Genomic DNA, 23,321 nt, shown 5'->3' on the forward strand with positions numbered 1-23,321 from the left:
TGAAAATCCTTCATGCGCGCCGGCAAGTGGCTTGGGAAAAGCCGGCTTGACGCCTGCATCAATCGATCGGTCAGATTGCCTGGAAGAAAGGGAATGCGCTCGAACCAGGCATCAAGGCGAGCCTTCCAGCCAAACAGCGCCGGCAACCGCGACGTGCCCAGCAGGCGGATCATCAGGAACGTGTCCTTGCCGTACTTCTCGGCCACCTCGAAGGCGTCGCGATGGAGATACTCGCCGGATATCGGCATGTGTTCGAACTGCGACAGCACAGCCCGGCGTATCTCGGTGAGTTCTTCGGTCTGGTTGCTGCCGATATAGAACACCTGCGGATTGCGGTCCATGGGAAACGTATCCAGCCGCACGGCAAACACCATCACCTTGCCGGCCGAACCGGAGGATTCGAACAGCCTGCCAGGATCGGCATTGAAGCGCGCGGGCGTAGATTGATCGATCTCGCGCACGTGCCTGATGTAGCCGTGATCATGACCTGCCCCGGCATCGGCGATCACGTCCGCATCGGAAAACGAGCCCGCATCAAGGCGACCAAGCACATCCTCTTCCGGGCCGGCCAGCCGTACACCCAGGTGATTGACCAGATGCAGATCGCCGGCCTCGTCGACCCGGCCAAACATCGACATCTGTGTATAGGCCGGACCACGCTGCACCAGGGCGCCCCCGGAGTTATTGCAGATGCCACCCAATACCGAGGCCCCGATGCAGCTGGAGCCTATGACCGAATGCGGCTCACGGCCGATCGGCAACAGCGCTTTTTCGAGCTGGTCCAGCGTGGCGCCTGGCAGGCAAATGACCTGCCTGCCACCATCGACCAGGTAGATTTTCTTCATGCGCGAAGTACTGATAATGACCACGTCGCGATCGTAGCTCTCGCCGTCGGGCGTGGACCCGCCGGTGAGGCCCGTATTGGATGCCTGAGCGATCACGATGATGTTGGCATCCACGCAGGCCTTGAGCACACGCCATTGCTCGACCAAGGTGCCTGGGCGCACCACGGCCAACGCCCGTCCGGTGCCAAAACGAAAACCGGTACGATAGCGACGCGTCCGGCTTTCGCCGGTCAGCACATGTCCAGTTCCAACGATGGATTTCAGCTCGGAAATCAGATGACTCCGGGCAATGCCCGATTTCACGGATGCCGCTGGCGGCCATTCGAGCATAGCGGACATGCAAGGCTCCTCGGGGTTGAACACTGAGGTATATCCAGCGGGGTCACGACCGACGATCGATACCGGAAGCTTAAAGGCCTGCCATCATTCGATCCAATATCTTGAAAGGATCTTTTCAAGACGAAAAACATATCGACAAGCGCGCCGGCCGGCTATGATGATGCGATCAGGCGTCCAGGCCTGGATGTCCAGGGGGAAAGCCGCGTGGAATTTCGCCAGCTCAAATACTTTCTTGCCGTTGCCGAGCATCTGCATTTCACCGTCGCCGCCGAGCGCCTGGGCATGGCGCAGCCGCCTCTAAGCCAGCAGATCATCAAGCTGGAACGTGAGATCGGCACACGCCTGTTCGTGCGACACCCGCGACGCGTCGAACTCACGGAAGCCGGAGTCATCTTCAAGGAGCGCGCCAGACGCATACTCGACGACGTTGATGACACGCTCGAATACATCAAGAAGACCGTACGAGGCGAGAGCGGCAAGTTACTGATCGGATTTGCCGGGTCTACGGTCTTTCATCCTCGGGTTGCCACGACGTTGAGGCTTTTCCAGCACAGCTATCCGGGCGTCCTGGTCAAGGCCCAGGAGAGCAACAGTACGGCATTGCTGAACAAGGTCTCCAGCGGTGAGGTTGATTGCGCGCTGGTGCGGCTACCACTGGATTGCGGCACACTCGTGGTTACCCCCTTGGTCGAGGAAGAAATGATCGCGGTATTGTCCGCCAGTCATCGCCTGGCCGCGCAACGTAGCGTCGATCTGGCACAACTGGCTACCGATCCATTGATCCTGTTTCCCAGGGAAATCGGCCCGGAGCTCTACGATTCGATCATCAGCGCGTGCCGCATGCTGGGTTTTTCGCCACGCATTGCCATGGAATCACCGCAAATATCCTCGGCCGTGAATATGGTGGCGGCAGGATTCGGCGTCAGCGTGATTCCAAGCTCCATGCGGCATATCCATGCCGATGGCGTGGCATACCTGAAGATCAGGAACAAGGGCCTGAAGACGGCCATTGCGCTCATCGCGCGCCCACGGGATAGCTCCGCCACGGTTCGGAATTTCGTGCAGGTTCTACGCGATGTATCGCGCGGACGGGGACCTCCGGCACCTTCGTAGGGGCAACTTCAGTCGCGGATCGATGGCCTGAAGCTCCCACAAGCGACATGGATCGTAATGGGGTCGGAGATTGGCGTATTGAGGCTTCATTTGCGGCTGGATCATGAATTGCATCTTGATTGAATTGGCTTCTACACGCCGAGGAAGACATCGTTGACCCAGCTGACGCTCCCCTCCATGAGTACGCAATCGGCTACCCTGCTCCCGGAACTGGCCGCCGCCCTGGGCATGCCTGCTGCCATGTGGCTCACGGGGATGCTTGTCGATCCATGCGGCGGGCAACTCACAGGGAGCGCCCTTGCGCCTTCGTTGCAAAACGCCTCCCCGAAGAGGAAGCGCGAATTCCTCGCCGGGAGACACACGGCGATGCACGCGTTGCAATCGGCAGGCCTGGCGAGCGCGGACATGCCCGGACGCGCGTCTGACGGCTTGCCCGTATGGCCGTCTGGATGGACAGGCTGCATCAGCCATTGCCATGACCTCGCCCTGTCCGCCGTTGCGCCAACAGACATATGCAGCACGATCGGCCTGGATATCGAGCGATGGATCGAGCCTTCTGTGATGGAGGAAATCGCCCCGCAGATCACGCATCCTGCAGAACTGGACTCATTGGACGCATTTCCAGCCTCCCAGGCATTGACCCTGGTTTTCTCAGCCAAGGAAGCCTTGTACAAGGCACTGTATCCGCATGTCCGGCAGTTCTTCGAATTCAGCGCAGCCCGTGCTCGTCATTGCACGCAGAACACCCTGGAGCTTCAGCTGTGCCAGGACTGGAGCCCGCGATGGCAACGCGGACAAAGCTTGTTGATACATTACGCCTGCCTGCCCGAGCATGTGGTCACGGCGCTCGTCATAGATTGATCACAAATAGCAAGGCGCCTGGGATGACCGGTCATCGCTGTTCTCACGCGAAGGGTTTCGCGCCAAGGCACCGCCAGAAGTCATGCCGACATGACCCAGTGTCACGAACCCGGCATCAGGCAATTGCCCGGGATGGTCTCGCTGCATGAGAATGCCTGGATGAAGACAACACTTCGTCTGGGCACGTTGCTGGTCATGGCGGCACTGTGCCTGATGGCGCATGCCGCGACGCCTTCGCCTGAAGTGCGAGCCAGCCAACTGGTCGCGCGCATGAGCCTGGACGAAAAGATCTCGCAACTGCAAAGCAGCGCACCCGCGCTCTCCAGGCTGGGCATCCCCGCATACGACTGGTGGAATGAAGGACTGCACGGCGCCGCACGTGGCGGTTATGCCACGGTGTTTCCGCAGGCGATCGGGCTGGCCGCCAGTTGGGATCCCCAACTGGCTTACAGGGTTGGGCAGACCGTGGCCAGTCAGGCGCGCGCACGTTTCGATGCCATCGGCGCCGGCCACGACCATCCACGCTATGCAGGCCTGACGTTGTGGTCGCCCAACATCAATATCTTCCGCGATCCTCGCTGGGGCCGCGGCCAGGAGACCTACGGCGAGGATCCGTACTTGACGAGCCAACTGGCCGTGGGCTTCGTCAAAGGCATCCAGGGAGATGATCCAGACCACCCGAAGGCCATCGCCACACCCAAGCATTTCGCAGTGCATAGCGGGCCCGAAGCGGGTCGCCATGGTTTCGACGTCGACGTGTCTGCGCACGACCTGGAGGCCACGTACCTGCCCGCCTTCCGCGCCGCGATCACCGAAGGCCACGCCGGATCGGTGATGTGCGCATACAACGCGCTTCATGGCACGCCCGTGTGTGCAAACGCGAATCTGCTGGAAGATACGCTACGCAAGCAATGGGGATTCAAGGGCTTTGTCGTGTCCGATTGCGACGCCATCGATGACATGACGCACTTCCACTTCTTTCGTCCGGACAATGCCGGTTCGTCGGCGGCAGCGATGCTGGCAGGCACCGACCTGGATTGCGGCGATGCTTATGCCGCACTCGGCACCGCCGTGCGTGACGGCACATTGCCGGAAGCCACCCTGGATCGCGCGCTGATTCGCCTGTTTGCCGTGCGCTATCGCCTCGGTGACATGGAGCCGGCTACAGCCGGGCATACCAGGCGCGCCACGCCGGCGCCGGACCCGACGCTTGCCTTGCTTGCTGCGCAGGAGTCGCTGGTCCTGCTCAAGAACGATCATGGCATCTTGCCGCTTGCTGGCCTGCCACGCCTGGCGGTCATCGGTCCCAATGCCGATACTGTCGAAGCACTGGAAGCAAACTATCACGGCACCGCACTCGATCCAGTCACGCCATTGCAGGCACTTCGGCAGCGCCTCGGCATCGAGCGCATCCACTATGCACAAGGTGCGCCGGTTGCCGCGCAGGTGCCCGTACCCATCCCTGAAACCGCCTTGCGCCACGGCCATGAAGCCGGATTGATGGGAAGCTATTACACGAACACCCGGTTCGAGGGTAAGCCGGCAGTGACTCGCCTGGATCGCATCGTCGATTTCGACTGGGACCATGTCACGCCGGCCGGCCTTCCTGATGGTCGTTACGCCGTACGCTGGACGGGCCAGCTCATACCGCCCGCCCCTGGCGACTACACGCTGGTCGTTCACGTGGATCGCTGTTTCGACTGCCTGGGGCACGATCCCGTGCGCTTGTACATCGATGATAAGCGGGTCATCGACGATTCTGGCAACGACGGCCATCTTCGGGCAAGCATGCATCTGGCTGACACGGCCCCGCATGCACTGAAGCTGGAGTTCTCGCATCAGGGCGATGACCAGGGCATCCGCCTGCAATGGATCGCCCCTGCCGATGCACAACTGGCCGAAGCCGAACGCGCGGTCGACCAGGCCGACGCCACGATCGCGTTCGTCGGGCTCTCACCCGATGTCGAAGGCGAAGAGTTGCATATCGACGCGCCCGGCTTCGACGGTGGCGATCGCACCGATATTGCCTTGCCTGCCGTGCAGCAGGCGTTGCTGGAGCGAGCCGCCGCCCGAGGCAAGCCGTTGATCGTCGTATTGATGTCCGGCAGCGCCGTTGCGCTGAATTGGGCCAGGGATCACGCGTCGGCGATACTGGCCGCCTGGTATCCCGGCCAGGAGGGTGGCACGGCCATCGCTCAGGCCCTGGCAGGGGATTTCAATCCGGCGGGCCGCCTGCCGGTCACCTTTTACCGCTCCGTGCGAGACTTGCCACCGTTCACCAGCTATCAGATGCAAGGGCGTACCTATCGTTACTTCCAGGGCGATCCGCTTTTCCGTTTCGGGTATGGCCTGAGCTATACGCATTTTGCTTATGCATCCGCGCATCTGTCATCCAGACATATGAATGCCGGGCAGACCCTGATGGCCAGCATTACCGTGCGCAACACCGGATCGCGCGACGGCGACGAAGTCGCGCAGGCGTACCTGAGCTATCCGTCCGAGGACAAACTGGCACCACGACGCCAGCTTGTCGGCATGCAACGCATTCATCTCAAAGCAGGCCAGTCACGCCAAGTCACCTTCGTGCTCGATCCCCGCCGCCTGAGCTCGGTTGACGCAGACGGTCAACGCGCCGTCATTGGCGGGCAGTACACGCTGTTCGTGGGCGGCGGCCAACCCGAGGATGCACCCGGGGAGTTACTCACCTTCATCGTGACGGGGAAACAACGCCTTCCCCGCTGAACGCTACCAGCCGCTTTTTAGTCGCTACACGCCATTTGCCCAATGTTTGCGTCTTGACAGGAGAATCCATGAAACGCCTTCGTCTTTCCCGGGTTGCCATTGCCGCAGCAGCGCTCGCGCTTGTCGGTGCGAACCTGCCCCTGCACGCCAATCCTGTCGTGACCGTATCGGGCGATCACTTCATGCGCGAAGGCAAACCCTATCAGATCATTTCCGGCGAAATGCATTTCCAGCGCATACCGCGGCCATATTGGACGGACCGCCTGCGCAAGGCCAAGGCCATGGGGCTCAACACGGTTACCACGTATGTGTTCTGGAACCTGATCGAGCCGGAGAAAGGCCGCTTCGATTTCACCGACAACAACGACGTAGCTGCCTTCGTGAAACTGGCCCAGCACGAAGGACTCAATGTAATCCTGCGTCCAGGCCCGTACATCTGTGGCGAATGGGACGCGGGCGGCTATCCGGCATGGCTGTGGACGGAGCCGGGCATGCGCGTGCGCTCACGCGATCCACGTTTCCTGGATGCCGCCGAAAGCTATCTGCAACACCTGGGCAAGCAACTGGCGCCACTGATGGCCAGCCACGGCGGCCCGATCATCGCCACTGAACTGGAAAACGAATACGGCTCCTACGATGACGACAAGGATTACCTCAAGGCCATCCGCGAGCGTTTGCAAAACGCCGGGTTGGCCGATGATGTGCTGATGACCTACGACGGCCCCGATGCCCTGGCCAATGGCACGTTGCCCGATGTAACCGCAGTCATCGATTTCGCACCCGGCCAGGCCCGGGAGAGCTTCGCCGCCCTCGCCCGATTCCGACCGCAAGGACCACGCATGGCTGGCGAGTACTGGACGGGCTGGTTCGACAAGTGGGGCGGCAAGCACGCCAAAACAGACCCCAAGCAGGAAGCCGATGAAGTGGCATGGATGCTCGGCCAAGGCTATTCGCTCAACATGTACATGTTCCACGGCGGCACCAATTTCGGATTCATGGGCGGCGCGAACTACCAATACCGCGCATCAGAGCACTACGGCCCGATGACCACCAGTTACGATTACGATGCCCCGTTGGATGAAGCCGGACGCATTACACCCAAGTACGAGCTGCTACGCGAGGCAATCACTACCGCAACCGGGCGACAGCCACCGGAGATACCTGCGTCCACACCGGTGCGTTCGCTGCCGTCGTTCGTGCTGAACGAAGCCGCTTCGTTGTGGGACAACCTGCCACCCGCGCAACATGCCGACCAGCCGTTACCGATGGAGAATTATGGGCAATCCTATGGCTATATCCTCTATCGCACCACGATCCATGGCCCGTTCAAGGGCACGCTCTATATCGGCGACGTACGCGATTACGCCGCCATCTATGTAGACCGCAAATCGGCAGGTACCGTGGACAGGCGTCTCAAGCAGGTATCGATCAACCTGGATATCGCGTCGGGCGAACACGCGCTCGATGTGCTGGTGGAAAACACCGGCCGCGTCAACTTCGGTCCACGCGTGCTGGATGGTCACGCGGGGCTTATCGATCCAGTCATGCTGGGGAATGAAGTGCTACATGACTGGCAGGTATTCCCGTTGCCCATGACCTCGCCCGACACCCTGCATGGATGGACCACCGGCAAAGTAGAAGGCCCGGCATTTCATCGCGGCAGCCTCGATGTCACCGCGCCCGCCGATACCTTTCTGGATACCCGCGCCTTCGACAAAGGTTTTGCGTGGCTCAATGGTCACAACCTGGGCCGCATCTGGTCCATTGGTCCACAGCGAGACCTGTATGCTCCAGGCCCATGGTTCAAGAAGGGAGCGAACAGCGTGGTGGTGTTCGATTTCGGTACGCCCGCCAATCCTCAGATGCGCGGCCTGGACAAGCGTTCGTGGACGGGAGAACAGGTGCCGGAGTTGTAGCATCCCCGATGCGAACCAACCATGCCTTCAGAAGCACGCTTGCGATCTTTTCCGGACTGAGGGATGGCTTGAAAAGCTATCCCATCTAAAGGGAATTTCTACAACGCTGCGCTACCCGTCGTCCCGGCTCTGGCCGGGACACAAGTCACCCGGCTTTGATGAAGCTGAAGGCGCTCGATCCCAGCCATTCGCCGACATGATCGCTTCGATGAAAGGTCCATCGAGACTCCCTGAAAAGTCGCCCTCGCCATCCAAGGTACCCACGATGCCCATGCACGGCCCACGCGTTCGACTTCTTGCCACCGCCATCCTGTTGCTGGCTCCCCTGCTCTCCCTGGCGCAGTCATTCGCCGACACCAAGCCGTCGCCGCAACAGGTGGCATGGCAGGACCTGGAATTCGGCGTCATCATACACTTCGGCACGAATACCTTTCTTGACCGTGAATGGGGCGATGGCACCGCGTCGCCTACTGTGTTCAATCCAGACCATGTCGACCCCGACCAATGGGCTCGTGCGGTCAAGGCCGCCGGCGTGCGTTACATGGTACTGGTGGCAAAGCACCATGATGGTTTTGCGCTATGGCCGACCGATCAGAGCTCCTATTCGGTGAAGGCAAGTCCATGGTTGCATGGCAAGGGCGATCTCGTACGCATGACATCCGAAGCGGCGCGCCGCCATGGGTTGGGCTTTGGCATTTACCTGTCCCCCTGGGACCGCCACGAGCCACGTTATGGCAATGCGCATGCGTACGACCAGTTCTATCTAGCGCAAATGGAAGAGCTTGTTCCGCATTATGGACCGCTCACCGAGTGGTGGCTCGATGGCGCGGGCAGCGCTGGGCATGTCTATGACTTTCCCAAATACATCGAGGCCTTGCGCACATACCAACCCAACACCATGGTATTTGCCGACGTCGGCTTGTTCGACTATGGCGATGTTCGCTGGGTGGGCAATGAGCAGGGTGTCATTGAAGATGAAAACTGGAACGTGATTGATCGCCACGGGCAGCTGCGCTGGCGCCCGGTGGAGGTAGACACTCCTTTGCACAAGGATCACTGGTTCTTCAGTTCGCAACCCGATTTCGCCGCATCACTGAAAAGCGTCGATGCCCTGATGACCACATGGGAAAACAGCGTGGGCAAAGGTGGCCAGCTCATGCTTGGCATCGCTCCGGATCGGCATGGTTTGATTCCCGAAGCGGATGTGCGCCGGCTTGCAGAGTTCGGTGCCGCACTCAAGGCGCGCTACGGCAACGATCGAAATCTGGCGGCTCATGCGCCAGTTGGAGAGGCCAATGTGCGTGCCGCCGTGGATAACGATCCGGCGACATTCTGGGAGGCTCCGCAGGAATCGACGCATGCCACGCTGGATCTCGATCTGGGCCATGACGTTACATTCAACAGCGCGATGAGCATGGAATGGCTCGATGATGGCCAGCACGTGCGCAACTATGCAATTCGCGTGCTCGATCATGGGCAATGGAGAGAGGTAGTGCGCGCCCAAGCCATCGGGCATATGAAGATCGATCACTTCGCAAAGGTGACCGCGCAGCATGTTCAACTCCAGATTCTCTCATCCACAGGGACGGCGAGAATTCGTGAGCTCAAGTTATTCGATGTAGAAAAATGACCAGGCTCGTCATGTATGGGCGGAGCGACGTGAGCTTCGCGTCCGGCCGTCGGCGACCTTCACGAATCGATCACGAAAAGCCGAAAAATCTGCACCGCTAGACGTATTTACGCGCTTCTCTATTTGTGCGGACCATCGCATTTTCATGCATCGACGCGCACACGCGACATACGCGAGCGAATGTCGTCGAAATCAAGGCAATACACACACTTAGCACCGACATCGCTTCATGGATAAACAATTTGGACGGCTTTACGTCCATCTATAAGCCTTTGCAGTTGTGGACAGCACTGGGCACGTCGTGTAAACCTGCGAATCAAGCTCATTTGGATCGATGCAAATGAGCGCCTTGCGATAGGCCCGGGGAGGGTGTGACCCAAGCCTGCAGTCATTCAGCGCATTCCTTTGGATGCGCTGCCCATAACTGCTGTCGCTTTTCGGCTACAACGTTCACGGGGAAAGACCTGATGCATGCTTATCTTGTCCGCCGCACCGTCATGGCTATGGCCATCGGTATCTGTCTTGCCCCATGGGCTCCCTTGCTGGCGCAGTCGACGACAGGCAGCATCAACGGCAGCGTCCCTGCGGGGGCCAATCAGTCGGTCGTCGTAGAAAGTGGCTCTGGCATACGCCGGGAAGTACCCGTCGATTCCCGGGGCCGGTACTCCGCGTCGCAATTACCTCTGGGCAATTACTCGGTCACCCTGATGCGTGATGGCGCCCCCGTCGATTCGCGCAAGAACGTCACCTTACGGGTGGGCCAGGGTACCGACGTCTCCTTTATCGAGCCGACCGCCACGGTCTCCCCATCACCGAGCGATGTCACCGCGCTGTCCAGCGTGAACGTCACCGGCAATGCCCTGCCCAATATCGACGTTACCAGCGTCGATTCGCGCACCGTCATTACCTCCCAGCAACTGGCCAGGCTGCCGCTTGGTCGCAACGCCGAAGCCATCGCGCGGCTCGCGCCTGGCGTGGTCAACAACGGCGGCGGCTTCAAGAGCGACACGGGGCGTTCGATCGCGAGCTTTGGCGGCGCCGCATCTAATGAGAACGCCTATTACGTCAATGGCTTCAATACCACCGATCCATTAAATGCCGAAGGTGGTCTGCAACTTCCATACGGCGCGATCGATCAGCAGGAAGTCTACACTGGCGGCTACAGTGCCCAATACGGCCGCTCCGACGGCGGCGTGATCAACCAGGTGGGCAAGCGCGGCAGCAACGAGTGGCATTTTGGCGCGCAACTGCTATGGGAGCCGGCATGGGCTCGGGCTGATCAGACCGACCTGCACTACGCTCGCATCCCCTCATCCGCACCCGCCGGCAGCCTGTACCAGCCGCGCAGCCGAGACAACCAGTGGACTACCACGGTCAGCGCCTATGCCAGCGGCCCATTGATCAAGGACAAGCTGTTCTTCTTTATTGCCGGCGAATTCGAGAAGTCGCGCCAGCAGAACGTCAACGAGGTCGGAAACAATAACCCGGCCACGACCAACAACTATCGTAGCCCACGCTGGTATGCGAAGCTGGATTGGAATATTAACGACCGCAACATCCTTGAATTGACCGGCGCCTCCGACAAGCGCGAAGGCAGTGGCACCGCCTACAACTACGATTACGCCAACCTGCGCCGTACCGGCACGATGGGTCCCATCGATGACACCAAGACCGGCGGTGACCTGTGGGTGACCAAATACACCAGTTACATCACCGACAACCTCACCCTGAGTGCGACGTACGGTGAAATGAACAACAAGAACTACGATCAACCAGTGGTATACGACCCTGACCTGGTTCGCGTCGATAATGCCCAGAACCAGAATCCCGGCTTGAATGGTGGCAAAGCCATCCATAACGGTCAGGTTCCCGACCTGAGCGATCCAAGCCGGGGTAACAAATCGACCAATTTCCGGCTCGATCTCGAATACAAGCTCGGAGACCACACGCTCTCGGCCGGCATCGATAACGTCAAATCGAAGGTCATCGCGTTCGGCACCTACAGTCCGGGACCTGGCTATGTGTGGAGCTATGGGCAACAGGCCGATCCGACGCAACCCATTTCCGACGCGCCGGGCTCGAATTTCGTCCCAGGTACTGCTGGCTTTCCCAATGGCGAAGGCGGCTACTACGTCAGCCGCAATGTAGTTGGCAATCTGGTCAATGTCCGTTCCGACCAGCGCGCCCAATACATCGAGGACAAATGGCAGGTCAGCGACCGCTGGCTGCTTTCGATCGGTTTGCGCAATGACCAGTTCACCGACTACAACCAGTTTGGCGAGCCCTTCATCAAGCAGACCAAGCCGCAATGGGCACCTCGATTGGGCGTGTCATGGGACGTCAACGGCGATAGCAGCTTCAAGGTGTTTGCCAATGCCGGGCGTTACTATCTGGGCCTGCCCCTCAACCCAGCCACGGGCGCGGCCGCCGGTTATATTTCGACCCAGCAGTACTACACCTATAGCGGCATCGACCCAACCACTGGTGCGCCCACTGGCCTGACGCAGATCAGCCAGCCGGTATCGGCAAACAATTCGTTTGGGATCCCGCCTGATCCGCGCACCGTCGCTGCGAAAAATCTCAAAGCCGAACACCAGGACGAATACATCCTCGGCTTCGACAAATCATTCGGCGAGCACTGGGTGTATGGCGCCAAAGCCACGTATCGCAAGTTGCTCAGCGCCATCGATGACTTTTGTGATGTCTCGCTGATCAATACCAAGGCGGCGTCTCTGGGCTACACCGTCGGTTCGACGAATAGCTGTTATCTGGTCAACGGAGGTGCGGGCAATACCTTCACCTTGCTCGACCCGCAGGGCAATCCGTTCGAGGTACCGCTCAGCCGCGAGGAGATCGGCTTTCCCAAGCTCAAGCGCAACTACTATGCGCTGGAAACCTTTGTCGAGCACACATTCGACGGCACCTGGTATGGCAAGCTCGATTACGTCTTTTCACGCAGCTACGGCGATACGGAAGGCCAGCAACGCACAGACACCCGCCAGGGCGGCGCCGCTGGCAGCGTGGACTGGGACAATCGATACGTGATGGAGTATTCCAACGGCCCACAAGGCAATGATCACACCCATGTGATCAAGGCTTACGGCTATTGGCAATTCGCTCCGGAATGGCAGGCTTCAGGTAACCTCCAGGCGATCTCGGGTTCTCCGGAAGTGTGCACTGGTTATTACGGTCCTGACCATACCGATCCTGTGTCGTATGGCAGTTCCTATCGCTGGTGTAACGGCATGCCTTCACCACCAGGCAGCCACGGCCGGCTACCCTGGACCTTTCAGCTCGATCTTGGATTGACCTATCGACCCGCTTGGGCCGATTCCAGACTGGCGTTCTCGGTCAACGTCTTCAATGTGCTGAACCAGCAACGCGCGTTGTTTCGTTATCCGGCAAGCGAAGGGCCAGCAAAGACACTCAATTCGCTATATCGCGTGCCACTTTACACGCAAGACCCGCGCTATGGACGCTTCTCTGTCACGTATGATTTCTAGTGGAGGCCACACCCATCGTGTCGTTGCAGGGTCTTCTGGCGATGCGCGACATCACGATCCCAACGTAATCTCGTGCAAGCCCGGAGTAAGGTCATGCAACACGATGGTGTCACCTTCTCGGCTTGCCTGTGGTGTATCTGCGCCGCGCCAGACCAGATTACCGTCCAGCTTCACTTCGACGTTCGCATGGTCCATGGGCAGCGTCACATCACCCTGTGTACCCATGGGCGCGCGAATATCCAATACGAATAAAGGCCTTCCAGGATCATTCCTCCAACGCACGTCCAACGGACCATGCGGCGTCGGCACGCGGCCTCGTGCCCAGGCCACGGGGCCTGGATGCGGCCTGACCGACCATCGCGAAAAGCCCGGGCTCCTTGGCGTGACGCCTAGCAATTCATTGGTAAGCGCGGGTAGTACGCCGGTCGACCAGCCATGCGCCATCGACGTGAAGGCAGCTTCGTACGGCATACCCTGGCTACCGATGCCTTCCCACTGTGTCACGCCTGGATCGTGGGTTTCCATCCAGCCATACAAGCGGGTTATCTCATCCAGGGCCGAATCGACCTGGCCGCTGCGCAGTCGCGCGACGATATCGAAGTACGAGGTGAATGCGTAGACGCGTCGGCTACCTTCGGGCACCAGGCTGTCGTTGTCCATGAACGCGTTGCCATACGGCAATGCGGTATGGTCCGCGAGATAATTCAAGGCATCGCGTGCACGCGATGCATCGGCGACGCCAGCCAGCACAGCCAGTGCGTTGCCATCCTGCCCATGACGCACCGAACCGTCGGACGTATCGAGATAAGCTTTTGCGATCGGATCCCACAAATACCGGTTGATTGCAGCGCGCACATCGATGGCACGCTTGCGCCATCGCTCCGCATCCTGCGGATGTCCCAGCGCCAGGGCCCACGCCCCGGCATGGTCCAGAGCCATCACGTATAGCGCGTTGTAGTAAGTCACTTCACCTGGACGCGGAAGAAAGGCGTAGTCACCATAATCCTTGCTATTACCTTGCCCTCTCGCCAACAAGCCGCGTGAGTTGGTGACCGACGGATACCATTGGTCGAGGGCTTTCACCAGTTGCCGATAGTAGTTCCGCGCGTAGTCGAGATCTCCGGTGTACAGGATGTAATCCCAACTGGCATCGACCCACCACAGTGGATAATCGAATAACGGCAATGTGTAATGGCGGATGGAGGCTGGCGGAATCCATCCATCGGCGCGCTGGTGGTCGGCAAGGTCAGCCAGCACGTTGCGCGCGGCCACGCCTGCGGGATGGGTCAGGTAAGTCGTGCGTCCGGATACCGCGATGTCGCCCACATAAGGATCACGGTCACGCTTGGCACCATCATGCAGCACCAGTTTGCCATCCAGTCCGCGACTGTCTGCCTCACGAGGGTCGACATCCGCCGAGCGAAACGTGTCCGTCACCAGTTCGTTGGTATACGAGGCCTCGTACCAGTATCGATTCAAGGCGGGGTTTGAACACTCGAACCATCCGCTATACGACGCGGGCGTCCCGCGGTACGCCGTGAAATCGAGCGAGACGCTTTCGATGCGTACTTCACCATAAGCCGTCGCCCATGGCGTATCGGTCGGTAACGCATCAAGACTGATCCGCAGGTATCGAAAACCATGCAAGCCATCGGCGCAGACCTTCCGGCCATGCTCGCAACCGCCCTGGTCCAGCCATGTCGAGGGTTGCCCGGATACGGCATGCTGGTCCGTGCCCGGTCCATGGGCGTAGTCCGAACGCGCGTAATCGGAACGCTCGGAAAGATGCTGCAACGTCTCGGAAAAGGCCAGGCGCACACCCGGATGATTATCCGATGCGCCAGCGAAGGAGAGCCGTGGATAGCCGACCACGACCTTGCCAAAATCCAGCACCACGCTGCTGACGGGCGCCCGCTTGCCTGCCTCGGAGCCGGCTCGACGCAGAACGGTCACGCCTCCCCGTACCAGATGATCGGCATCGACAACGTCGCCCTGTTCGCTGACCACACGCACCGGCGTGACATGGCGACTGGCCGGTGCCACGACATAGCGTTGCCACGAGTCGCTGTCGTCGGCATGGGCGAGCACCATGGCCGCGGCCAGCATCACGGCCAGCGCACCTGCGACTGGCCATCGAAAAGACTGCGCGCGGCGAGCGCACCCGTACATAAGCAACATGACGATCAATCCCGATCCACGACGCATGCATGGTAGCGCCATCGAATGCCATCGCAGCAGGACCATGCGACGGAACGGGTGATGGCATTGGAAGATCGCCGATGGCGCGTGGTACAACACACAGTGACACATCCACGCCACCGCTTCGATCATGTGGCCTTGTTGCCGGAGACCGGTTTTGCGCTACGTCCGCTGGCTGTACCTGATCGCCCTGTCCCTGCTCGCCGCTGCCTGTGGCCCCATCCGCGATACCAGCAAGCCCCCTGCCACGCTCACGCTGGCCGCTCCGGCTCCCGCACATCGCCTGGTGGTCGTATTACCTGGGCGCGCGGACGATCTTGCCGCGCTCAAGGCCAGCGGCATGGCGGCCAGCATCCAGCAGCAATGGCCGGATGCCGACGTCACCCTGGTCGAGCTTACCTTGGGCTACTACGAAAGCGGCAAGGCCATGGCCTATCTGCACGATGAGGTGGTCGAGCCGGCACGCCACAAGGGGTATCGGGAAATCTGGCTGCTTGGCGCCTCGATGGGTGGCATGGGCACCATGCTCTACGACACCACCTATCCCAACCAGTTGACCGGGTTGATCCTGCTTGCACCCTGTGTCGGCGATCGCGATATCCAGCAGCAGATTCACCAAGCTGGAGGGATTGTGCAATGGCAGGCTCCCCCCGCAACTACGCCCAACGCAAAGAACTGGCAGATCCAGATGTGGCGGCGCATCGGCGAGTGGAGCCGGCAACCGGAAGTGGCGCGACGCGTATGGCTGGCCTATGGCGACAAGGACAAACTCGCGCCGACCATGCCGGCGCTGGCCGCGGCGCTCCCTCCCGATCATGTGATCACCGGCCCGGGCGAACATGCCTGGACGACCTGGACCGCATTGACCGCGCGCGTGCTTAAGTTAGCGGGCCCGGCAACACGCGCCACCATGCCGGCCCCGACGCTGACTTTCGAACACGGCGACATGCAGGATCTTTACGGCAAAGCCTACCGCATGGCGCTGGACAACGCCCTGGAAATCAATCGCGTAGATGCCGATGCCGCCCATCGACGCAGCGGCCTGCTCCAAGGCGAGCCCGCACAGATGGTCCGCGCTGGCGGCGGTTATCCAGCTGCCTGGACACGCGATGCCTCGATCAACAGCTGGAATGCGCTGAGCCTGATCGCGCCTGGGCTGGCACGCAACACGCTGTTGGCGGTGATCGACCCTGACGGCGATGGCTACATCGTGCGCCAGGACAACCAACAATGGGATCAGGCGATCTGGGTTGTCGCGGCATGGCGCCATTATCTGGCGACAGGCGACGAGGCTTTCCTGCGCATCGCCTATGACACCTCGCGTCGCACGCTGGCCTTGCACCGGAGCAAAGCCTGGGACAAGACCAGCGGGCTGTTCCTGGGACCATCGTCGATCAACGATGGCATCTCCGGTTATCCCGAGCCGATCAGCGATGCCACGGAAAGCCACGGCGCCTACGTAGGCAACTACCCGCTCAGCGCCCATGTCGCCGCGTTGAGCACCAATGCCGTGCACTATGAAGCCTACGCAGACGCTGCCCAGATGGGGCGTGCATTGCAACGCCCGGCAGGCGAGATCGCCGCGTTGCAGGCGCAGGCCGATGCATTGAAGCGCGCGATCAACCGACATTTCTGGAACACTCGCACCGGCGGCTATAGCTACCTCTACTGGCCAGCGCACCGAAAAATTGATGCCTTCGATAGCCAGGAAGGCCTGGGCTGGTCCTTCGCCATCCTGTTTGGCATTGCCGGCGATGCGCGCAGCAATGCACTGATCGGCAAGGCGAAGCTGGCTCCCTGGGGCATCGAGGATGTCTACCCCGCCTTCGCGCGCTACAACGACGAACACCCAGGACGGCACAACAATACCGTCTGGCCGATGACGAGCGGCTTCTGGGGCTCGGCGCTGGCGGCACATGGTCATACCGCGCAATTGGGCGAAGTGTTGCGCACACAGGCACAACTGGCCTTGCGCAGCGGCAATTTCCAGGAGATCTACAACGCGCAGACGGGTCAGGTCGATGGTGGCTGGCAAGTGGGGCATGCGTGGACATCCGAACGTGACCAGACCTGGTCAGCCACTGCCTATCTTCGACTTATCTATACCGGCGTATTCGGAATCCATCCGACCGTCGACGGCCTACGCCTGGCCCCGCAGCTTCCTGCTGGGATCGGCCCGGTAACCTTGTCCGGGCTGCGCTATCGCGATGGCGAACTGAGCATCGCCTTGCACGGCGATGGGCACAGGGTGGCTTCATGCCGCTTCGACGGCGCTCCATGCCCGGCGCTCATTCCACCTTCGATCGCAGGCAAGCACCGCGTGGACATCGAGCTGTCTCATTGAGCGATGCTCGTGACCATCACCATGAACCATGGTGCGGAATTTCGAGCCGGCACTCACACAGGAGCGCGTGAAACCGCTCCTGTGCCATTGTTCGACCGGCTATTTAGGCATGTGGACGCCGGTAAGCTTTTCACTCAAATCCCAAAGCTTGTCGGCCTCGTCCTGATCGATGGCCCAGGGGCGCACGCCAGACAGCCTGTCTGAATCGGCCGGCACAGGCTCGGCGATATCGCTGTTCTCGCAGTACACGCCACCTTTGTCATCGAGCTGGGGGCTGGTGGCGCACCAGATGCTGGTTGCCGCGCCCTGTGGCGGCGTTTTCATATCACGCGAAGGATCGAAGATCGGTGTGCCGTCCTCCTGGACGAATCCGGTCGCAAGCAGTTCCTGCGCTGTGAGATGCCGCGCCAGTTCTGTCACGATACCGCCCGGATGTAGAGAAAATGCGCGAATCCCATGTGGTTCGCCCAGGCGGTCCAGCGTCAAGGCAAACAACGCATTGGCAGTCTTGGATTGCCCATAGGCCACGCGCTTGTCGTATTCGCGTCGCTCGAACTGCGGGTCGTTGAAGTCCATCGGCGAAAGACGATGACCGCGCGAGGAGACGGACACCACGCGCGCACCATGAGCGGCACGCAATGCTGGCCACAGGCGCATCGTCAGCTGATAGTGCCCCAGGTGATTGGTAGCTAATTGTGATTCGTAGCCGCGGGCATCGCGCGTCAGCGGATTCATCATGACACCGGCGCTGTTGATCAGGATATGCAGCGGCTTGCCGCCAGCCAGGAAACGTTCGGCAAAGATGTCGATGGATGCCGGGTACATCAAGTCCATGGGCTCGACAGTGACCTGGGCGACATCACCCAGATTCTTGCGCGCACGCTCAAGATCGCGTGCAGGTACGACCACTTCGGCGCCGGACGATACCAAGGCCTTGACCGTGTCGATGCCGATGCCGGAGTAGCCGCCGGTCACGATGGCGGTCTTGCCGGATAGATCGATGCCTTTGATCACGTCGTATGCCGTCGAGGCAGCACTGAAACCGGAATGGAGCGGTATTTGCTGACTGGTCATGGGAAGGGCTCCTTTGAAGAGGTGGCCACTATGCCGCGCAGACGCTGGATTCTGAATGCTTGTCCATACAGATTTCTTGCGCGAGAATCCGGCCATGGCCGATCCCCTGTCCGACATCCTTCACCTGGTCGATGCCCAGTGCGCCATGAGCGGTGGCTTTCATGCAGGGCCTCGCTGGGCGATGCGGTTCCCGCCGCCGTCCCAGATCAAGTTCAGCGCCATGATGAAAGGCAACGGCTGGTTCGTACTGCCGGATCACGCCCCGATTCGCATGGAAACCGGCGACGTCGTCCTGATCAACGCAGACACATCGTTCATCCTGACCAGCGATCCGTCGCTGGAGCCGCGCGACGCCACCATGGTATTCGCCAACAAGGTCGATGGCATCACCCGCTATGACGAGGGCGACGACACGTTCATGCTTGGCGGTCACGTCACCCTGGATGAAGCACGCGGCCATCTGTTGCGCGATGTATTGCCGCCGGTTATCCACGTCAGTGCGGCCTCGCCGGAAGCTGCCATGCTGCGCGCCATGCTAGGCCAACTCGTCGGCGAAATCGCGCAACGCCAACCGGGTTCGGCGTTGGCTTCAGCCAATCTTGCGCAACTGATGTTCGTGCAAGTGCTACGCGTACACCTTGAATCGAGCGAACCGCTGGTCAGCGGCTGGTTGCAAGCCCTGACCGACCAGCGCATCGCCCAGACTCTGCGCATCATGCATGGCGACCCAGGACGCGCATGGGGCCTGGAAGAACTCGCGCAGTCGGTCAACATGTCTCGCACCACGTTTGCCGAACGCTTCAAGAACATGGTCGGCGTGGCACCGCTAGCCTATCTCACGCGTTGGCGCATGTACCTGGCCGAGCGTGCACTTTCCAAGGAAGACACGCCCATCGCCAGCCTCGCGCTTTCATTGGGCTACACCTCCGAAAGCGCATTCAGCCATGCGTTCAAACGTAGTATGGGCATGCCTCCGAAACGCTACCGCATGCGATCGCGTATCAGCGACATCAGGGCCTGAGTCATCAGGCATGTCACCCGGGAAACTGCCATGAAACGATTCGTCGCCAGCCTTATCGCATTACCCATGAGCAGCCTTGCTCTTGCCGCATCACCGGGCCAGTCCATGAGTATCGACCTGCCCACTCACATACCTCATCCCTGCATCGCGGTGCAGGTAAATGGTGCACGCATCCTTCTGTCCGAAGATGAGCTCAAGACCATACGCGATGGCGGCAAGCAGAACTTTCAAAATGAAGATGAGCGACTGGCATGGATCGCCAGCGGCCGGGCTTCCATGATTCTCAATGAAAAGACCGCACCACAAGACGAAACGGGTTGCGCGCTGGCACGTTGGGACAGCAAGCAGCCAAAGACGCTGGAGGCAGCCTACCTGATCGGTCACATGCTGGAATCGCGAAAGGCCATCGTCATTCGTGATGGTCGCCACCTGCCCGAAACGCGTATCGACCGGATGGATATAAACAATGAGGTCCTCGGCATGCGCATGTACAGGCTCGATGATGGCCACGCGATATTGAGCATGACGACGTTTGTGCGATAGAACGCACCGCCGGAGCCATTCGTGAGGCTGGATCACGATCGCCTACCGCCCAGGCTGCTTATCCTGGCACACGGCGGCTTCTACAACTATTGGCCAGTTTTCACTCCATGGAATCGTGACCGCACCTGAAAGTCCGGGCCAGAGGGCTTTTGAAAGATCGCCCCTGCCCTTGCCGACTACACTGACAATGTACTGTCTGGCGGTCTGTGGGAGCGCAAGGCCTTGTCACCACACGAGCGCGGCCTGATTACCGTGACAAGCCTCGTGTCGCTTTATCGCACCAACGAATTGCCCATCACCTCAGGCGCGCGTTCAACAATGACCTGACACGCGAAGAACTGATCGGAATCATCACGCACCTGACCTTCTATTCGGGTTGGCCGACCGCAGCATCGGCGATATCCATCGCACGAACAGTCTTCGACGAGGCCGGAGTGTGAGCGTGCGTTCCCTGCTGGCGAGTTCAAACCACCCGCCAGCAGGAGGACAATCAGCCCTGGCTATCGCGCATCTGGCAGAAGCGGATGCGGTTACCGAAGGGATCATGCACCTGCAACACGTCGCCCCAAGGTTGCGACTCCACGCCGGGGCGCCCGTAGTTGTAGCGCTTTGCGATCAACTCCCGCTGATAGGCATGCACGCCCTGCATCGGCACGAAAACGGTTGAGCCAGGGCTGGCGTCACCGTGATGCTCGGAAAGGTGCAATGCCAAGCCTGCCCGCGCGACCTCCATGTACAGTGGCATGTTCGGCTCGAAACGATGCTCGAATACCACGGAGAATCCGAGAAAATCGCCATAGAACTCGCGCGCCTTGGCTTCGTCGAAAATCCGCAGTATCGGCACGGTACGCAGGAAGCGTATCGCCTCGGGCACTGGGTCAAGCCGCGCCGATGCGGTATTCCAGTCGTCATAGCCAAGCTGTGCCGCAACCAGCTCAAGTGCGGCGGCATGGTTTAAGGTTATATCGCCTTTTTCCAGCGCAGCGCGCAGCCGCCTGGCCATGGCCTTGGCTTGATCGATATCGGTCATGAAACATCCTCCCGTGCCGGCGAAGGCTTGCCGGTGCCCGCATTGCCGACCCATCGCCGGTCGAAGGATCAAAGGTGTCGAGGAAAGACGCGATGCTTTCACCATCCCCTGGCGGGGCGCGAGCGGCAGGCAGCATCAACCTGCTGGCATGCTAGCGCCGGCCTGGCGGAAGCGTCAATCATGCGAGCCGGCGTGCGCTTGTGATTCCCCGGGCGTGCTCTCCAGGTTCTCCTGCACTCGCAACAACAAGGTAAATAACTGTTCGCGCTCGGCCTTGCTGAAACCGTCCAACGCCTGTTCGCATACTTCGTCCATCACCGCCTTGCCCTTAGGCATGCGCCGCAACGCTGATTCAGTCAGCGAAATCAAGCGACTGCGTCGGTCATTCGGATCCGCCACGCGACGCACCAGGCCATCGCGCTCCATGCGCGCGAGCAACTGCGCCATGCTCGGTTGCTCCACCGCCGCCAGACGCGCCAATTCCGTCTGGGACAAGGCGTTGGCGCGCTTGAGTGCCACCAGCACCGGCAATTGTCCGATGGCGAAACCCAGATCACGTAGAGGTGCATCCACTAGGCGCGCAAATGCACGGTTGATCTGGCCAAGCAGCCGCATGGGATTGTCGTCGTGGGATAGCTGGCTTGACATGTCAATAGGCACCTATCTAAATTACATAGGACCCTATGCTAACAGGAAGCCCTCTCGCCATGACAGCCAAACCTCGCATCGCCATCGTCGGCGGCGGCCCAGGCGGGCTGACGCTGGCACGCATCCTCCATGTCCACGGCGTGGATACCGTGGTATTCGAACGTGACTCGCATGCGCTGGAACGCCCTCAGGGTGGCACCCTGGATCTGCACGACGATGGCGGCTTGCTGGCACTCGACCATGGCCGGCTCCTGGATGCCTTTGCTCCGATCGCCCGATACGACGATCAAGGCACGCGGCTCTACGACAAGAAAGGCCAGCTATTGTTTGCCGACGATGATGCCAGCGCCGGCAACCGGCCGGAGGTCGATCGCACCGCGCTGCGCGACATGCTGCTGGCCTCCCTGCCTCCCGGCAGTGTTCGTTGGGGATGCCAACTGCACCAATTGATCGACCAGGGCGATGGGCGTTGGAGCCTGGAGCTGGAACATGGCACCGAAGGCCCGTTCGACCTGGTCGTCGGTGCCGACGGTACGCATTCGCGTGTTCGTCCGCTGTTATCGCCATACAAGCCGCAATACAGCGGCCTGACTTTCGTGGAACTGGGTATCGACGATGTTGACCGTAGCCATCCGGCGATCGCCGCGCTGGTCGGTCACGGCAAGATGGGGGTCGAAGCCGATGGCAGGTCCCTGATCGTGCAACGCAACGGCCACGCTCATATTCGCGGCTATGCAATCTTTCGTGTGCCCCTCGACTGGCCCGCCAGACGTTTCGATCTTGCATCGCCCGCGAGCGTGCGCGCGGGTCTGCTACAGGAGTTTGCCGGTTTCGCCGAAAATATCCTCGAGCTGTTCCATGCGGCCAATGACCATTTCACCGCGCGCCCGATCCTTGCATTGCCGGTCGGCCACTACTGGCCCCATCGCCGCGGCCTGACCCTGCTGGGTGACGCCGCTCATGTGATGTCGCCGTTCGGCGGCGATGGCGTGAACAATGCCATGCTGGATGCAGCCGAACTGGCCCGTGCCCTGATCGAGCATGCAGACGTCGACCAGGCTATCGCGGCCTATGAACCGCCCATGTTCGCTCGCACCGAGCCATCAGCCAAAGAAGCCGGCGAAGCGGCAGCGACCTTCCTGTCTCACGAGGGTCTGGCGCATCAGATCGCCATCCACCAGGGGCACCAGGCTGAGCGACAGGCGCTCGCATCAAGCCTGAGCGTGTGAAATGTCCCGGCCAGGCGAGTCTGGCAGCGACGCTGCCATGGCGGATGAGTGTTGAACGTAAACCACTCAGCCCCTGGAGTGCTACGCCGCAACGGCATGCTTCGAAATCGTCCCGCGACGGAGATCTGCCACAGCAAGCCTCGCGATGCCTCTCAAATGAGGCTCGCTCGCGCACTGATTGCTTGTCGCAGGAGCGAACGTATGGCATCGCGAATGGATTCGCTCCCACGCAAGCGGAATGAGTAATGACGATACAGGCCAGCGGGATCGCGCCTATCATCGTG

The 23,321-nt window shown here is 60.4% G+C and carries 16 protein-coding genes; 11 read left to right on the forward strand and 5 right to left on the reverse strand.

All coding sequences use genetic code 11. The features are described 5' to 3' along the window. On the reverse strand, positions 1-1,184 hold a 1,184-nt coding region (gene dld, locus VF436_RS18775; protein ID WP_330905572.1), incomplete at its 3' end, for a D-lactate dehydrogenase. A gap of 204 nt (positions 1,185-1,388) precedes the next feature. Between dld and VF436_RS18780 the strand changes: the two genes are divergently transcribed. The 6 genes from VF436_RS18780 to VF436_RS18805 all read left to right on the forward strand — a co-directional run bounded on the left by VF436_RS18780 (position 1,389) and on the right by VF436_RS18805 (position 12,949). Further along, positions 1,389-2,297: a LysR family transcriptional regulator gene (locus tag VF436_RS18780; protein ID WP_330905573.1), complete on the forward strand. Its 909-nt coding sequence runs from the start codon at positions 1,389-1,391 to the stop codon at positions 2,295-2,297. A gap of 177 nt (positions 2,298-2,474) precedes the next feature. After that, the gene (locus tag VF436_RS18785) at positions 2,475-3,158 is read left to right on the forward strand and encodes a 4'-phosphopantetheinyl transferase family protein (protein WP_330905574.1); all 684 of its coding nucleotides are present in this window, start codon (positions 2,475-2,477) and stop codon (positions 3,156-3,158) included. A gap of 159 nt (positions 3,159-3,317) precedes the next feature. Further along, the gene (locus VF436_RS18790) at positions 3,318-5,900 is read left to right on the forward strand and encodes a glycoside hydrolase family 3 protein (protein ID WP_414649881.1); all 2,583 of its coding nucleotides are present in this window, start codon (positions 3,318-3,320) and stop codon (positions 5,898-5,900) included. A gap of 68 nt (positions 5,901-5,968) precedes the next feature. After that, the gene (locus VF436_RS18795) at positions 5,969-7,816 is read left to right on the forward strand and encodes a beta-galactosidase family protein (protein ID WP_330905575.1); all 1,848 of its coding nucleotides are present in this window, start codon (positions 5,969-5,971) and stop codon (positions 7,814-7,816) included. A gap of 265 nt (positions 7,817-8,081) precedes the next feature. After that, positions 8,082-9,446, forward strand: a complete 1,365-nt coding sequence (locus tag VF436_RS18800; RefSeq protein ID WP_330905576.1) for an alpha-L-fucosidase — start codon at positions 8,082-8,084, stop codon at positions 9,444-9,446. A 467-nt stretch (positions 9,447-9,913) separates the two neighbouring features. After that, positions 9,914-12,949, forward strand: a complete 3,036-nt coding sequence (locus tag VF436_RS18805; protein WP_330905577.1) for a TonB-dependent receptor — start codon at positions 9,914-9,916, stop codon at positions 12,947-12,949. A gap of 51 nt (positions 12,950-13,000) precedes the next feature. Here the strand turns inward: VF436_RS18805 and VF436_RS18810 are convergent, their stop codons facing one another. Next, the gene (locus VF436_RS18810; RefSeq protein ID WP_330905578.1) at positions 13,001-15,127 is read right to left on the reverse strand and encodes an alpha-L-rhamnosidase C-terminal domain-containing protein; all 2,127 of its coding nucleotides are present in this window, start codon (positions 15,125-15,127) and stop codon (positions 13,001-13,003) included. 178 nt (positions 15,128-15,305) lie between these two features. On the opposite strand from VF436_RS18810, the gene VF436_RS18815 reads away from it, so the two are divergent. After that, positions 15,306-17,492, forward strand: coding sequence for a serine aminopeptidase domain-containing protein (locus VF436_RS18815; RefSeq protein WP_330905579.1), 2,187 nt, complete (start codon positions 15,306-15,308; stop codon positions 17,490-17,492). A 99-nt stretch (positions 17,493-17,591) separates the two neighbouring features. Here the strand turns inward: VF436_RS18815 and VF436_RS18820 are convergent, their stop codons facing one another. Next, positions 17,592-18,566, reverse strand: coding sequence for an oxidoreductase (locus tag VF436_RS18820; RefSeq protein ID WP_330905580.1), 975 nt, complete (start codon positions 18,564-18,566; stop codon positions 17,592-17,594). Positions 18,567-18,621: 55 nt separating this feature from the next. Here VF436_RS18820 and VF436_RS18825 point away from each other — a divergent pair, with 55 nt between their 5' ends. From VF436_RS18825 to VF436_RS18835, 3 genes are all read left to right on the forward strand, one after another. Next, positions 18,622-19,587: an AraC family transcriptional regulator gene (locus tag VF436_RS18825; protein WP_330905581.1), complete on the forward strand. Its 966-nt coding sequence runs from the start codon at positions 18,622-18,624 to the stop codon at positions 19,585-19,587. A gap of 30 nt (positions 19,588-19,617) precedes the next feature. Next, a complete protein-coding gene (locus tag VF436_RS18830) occupies positions 19,618-20,130 on the forward strand; it encodes a hypothetical protein (protein WP_330905582.1) in 513 nt (170 codons plus the stop codon). Between the two features lie 206 nt (positions 20,131-20,336). Continuing rightward, positions 20,337-20,570 carry a carboxymuconolactone decarboxylase family protein gene (locus tag VF436_RS18835; protein WP_330905583.1) on the forward strand — a complete coding sequence of 78 codons (234 nt, stop codon included), beginning with the start codon at positions 20,337-20,339 and terminating at the stop codon, positions 20,568-20,570. Positions 20,571-20,620: 50 nt separating this feature from the next. Here VF436_RS18835 and VF436_RS18840 read toward each other — a convergent pair whose 3' ends face one another. Both VF436_RS18840 and VF436_RS18845 read right to left on the reverse strand, forming a co-directional pair. After that, positions 20,621-21,160 (reverse strand): glyoxalase superfamily protein, encoded by a 540-nt coding sequence (locus tag VF436_RS18840; protein WP_330905584.1) that lies wholly within the window; start codon positions 21,158-21,160, stop codon positions 20,621-20,623. Between the two features lie 174 nt (positions 21,161-21,334). After that, positions 21,335-21,808 carry a MarR family transcriptional regulator gene (locus VF436_RS18845; protein WP_330905585.1) on the reverse strand — a complete coding sequence of 158 codons (474 nt, stop codon included), beginning with the start codon at positions 21,806-21,808 and terminating at the stop codon, positions 21,335-21,337. 59 nt (positions 21,809-21,867) lie between these two features. On the opposite strand from VF436_RS18845, the gene VF436_RS18850 reads away from it, so the two are divergent. Continuing rightward, complete coding sequence (locus VF436_RS18850; RefSeq protein ID WP_330905586.1) at positions 21,868-23,037, forward strand: NAD(P)/FAD-dependent oxidoreductase; 1,170 nt, start codon at positions 21,868-21,870, stop codon at positions 23,035-23,037. Positions 23,038-23,321: the final 284 nt, after the last annotated feature.

Origin of the sequence: Dyella sp. (assembly GCF_036384435.1) — a bacterium.
Lineage (GTDB): Bacteria > Pseudomonadota > Gammaproteobacteria > Xanthomonadales > Rhodanobacteraceae > GSA-30.

Bases quoted from the DNA above. Each gene is read 5' to 3' on its own strand.
- VF436_RS18785 (WP_330905574.1), top strand. From the start codon at position 2,475: ATGAGTACGCAATCGGCTACCCTGCTCCCGGAACTGGCCGCCGCCCTG.
- VF436_RS18790 (WP_414649881.1), top strand. From the start codon at position 3,318: ATGAAGACAACACTTCGTCTGGGCACGTTGCTGGTCATGGCGGCACTG.
- VF436_RS18795 (WP_330905575.1), top strand. From the start codon at position 5,969: ATGAAACGCCTTCGTCTTTCCCGGGTTGCCATTGCCGCAGCAGCGCTC.
- VF436_RS18800 (WP_330905576.1), top strand. From the start codon at position 8,082: ATGCCCATGCACGGCCCACGCGTTCGACTTCTTGCCACCGCCATCCTG.
- VF436_RS18805 (WP_330905577.1), top strand. From the start codon at position 9,914: ATGCATGCTTATCTTGTCCGCCGCACCGTCATGGCTATGGCCATCGGT.
- VF436_RS18810 (WP_330905578.1), bottom strand. From the start codon at position 15,127: ATGTTGCTTATGTACGGGTGCGCTCGCCGCGCGCAGTCTTTTCGATGG.
- VF436_RS18820 (WP_330905580.1), bottom strand. From the start codon at position 18,566: ATGACCAGTCAGCAAATACCGCTCCATTCCGGTTTCAGTGCTGCCTCG.
- VF436_RS18825 (WP_330905581.1), top strand. From the start codon at position 18,622: ATGCTTGTCCATACAGATTTCTTGCGCGAGAATCCGGCCATGGCCGAT.
- VF436_RS18830 (WP_330905582.1), top strand. From the start codon at position 19,618: ATGAAACGATTCGTCGCCAGCCTTATCGCATTACCCATGAGCAGCCTT.
- VF436_RS18840 (WP_330905584.1), bottom strand. From the start codon at position 21,160: ATGACCGATATCGATCAAGCCAAGGCCATGGCCAGGCGGCTGCGCGCT.
- VF436_RS18845 (WP_330905585.1), bottom strand. From the start codon at position 21,808: ATGTCAAGCCAGCTATCCCACGACGACAATCCCATGCGGCTGCTTGGC.
- VF436_RS18850 (WP_330905586.1), top strand. From the start codon at position 21,868: ATGACAGCCAAACCTCGCATCGCCATCGTCGGCGGCGGCCCAGGCGGG.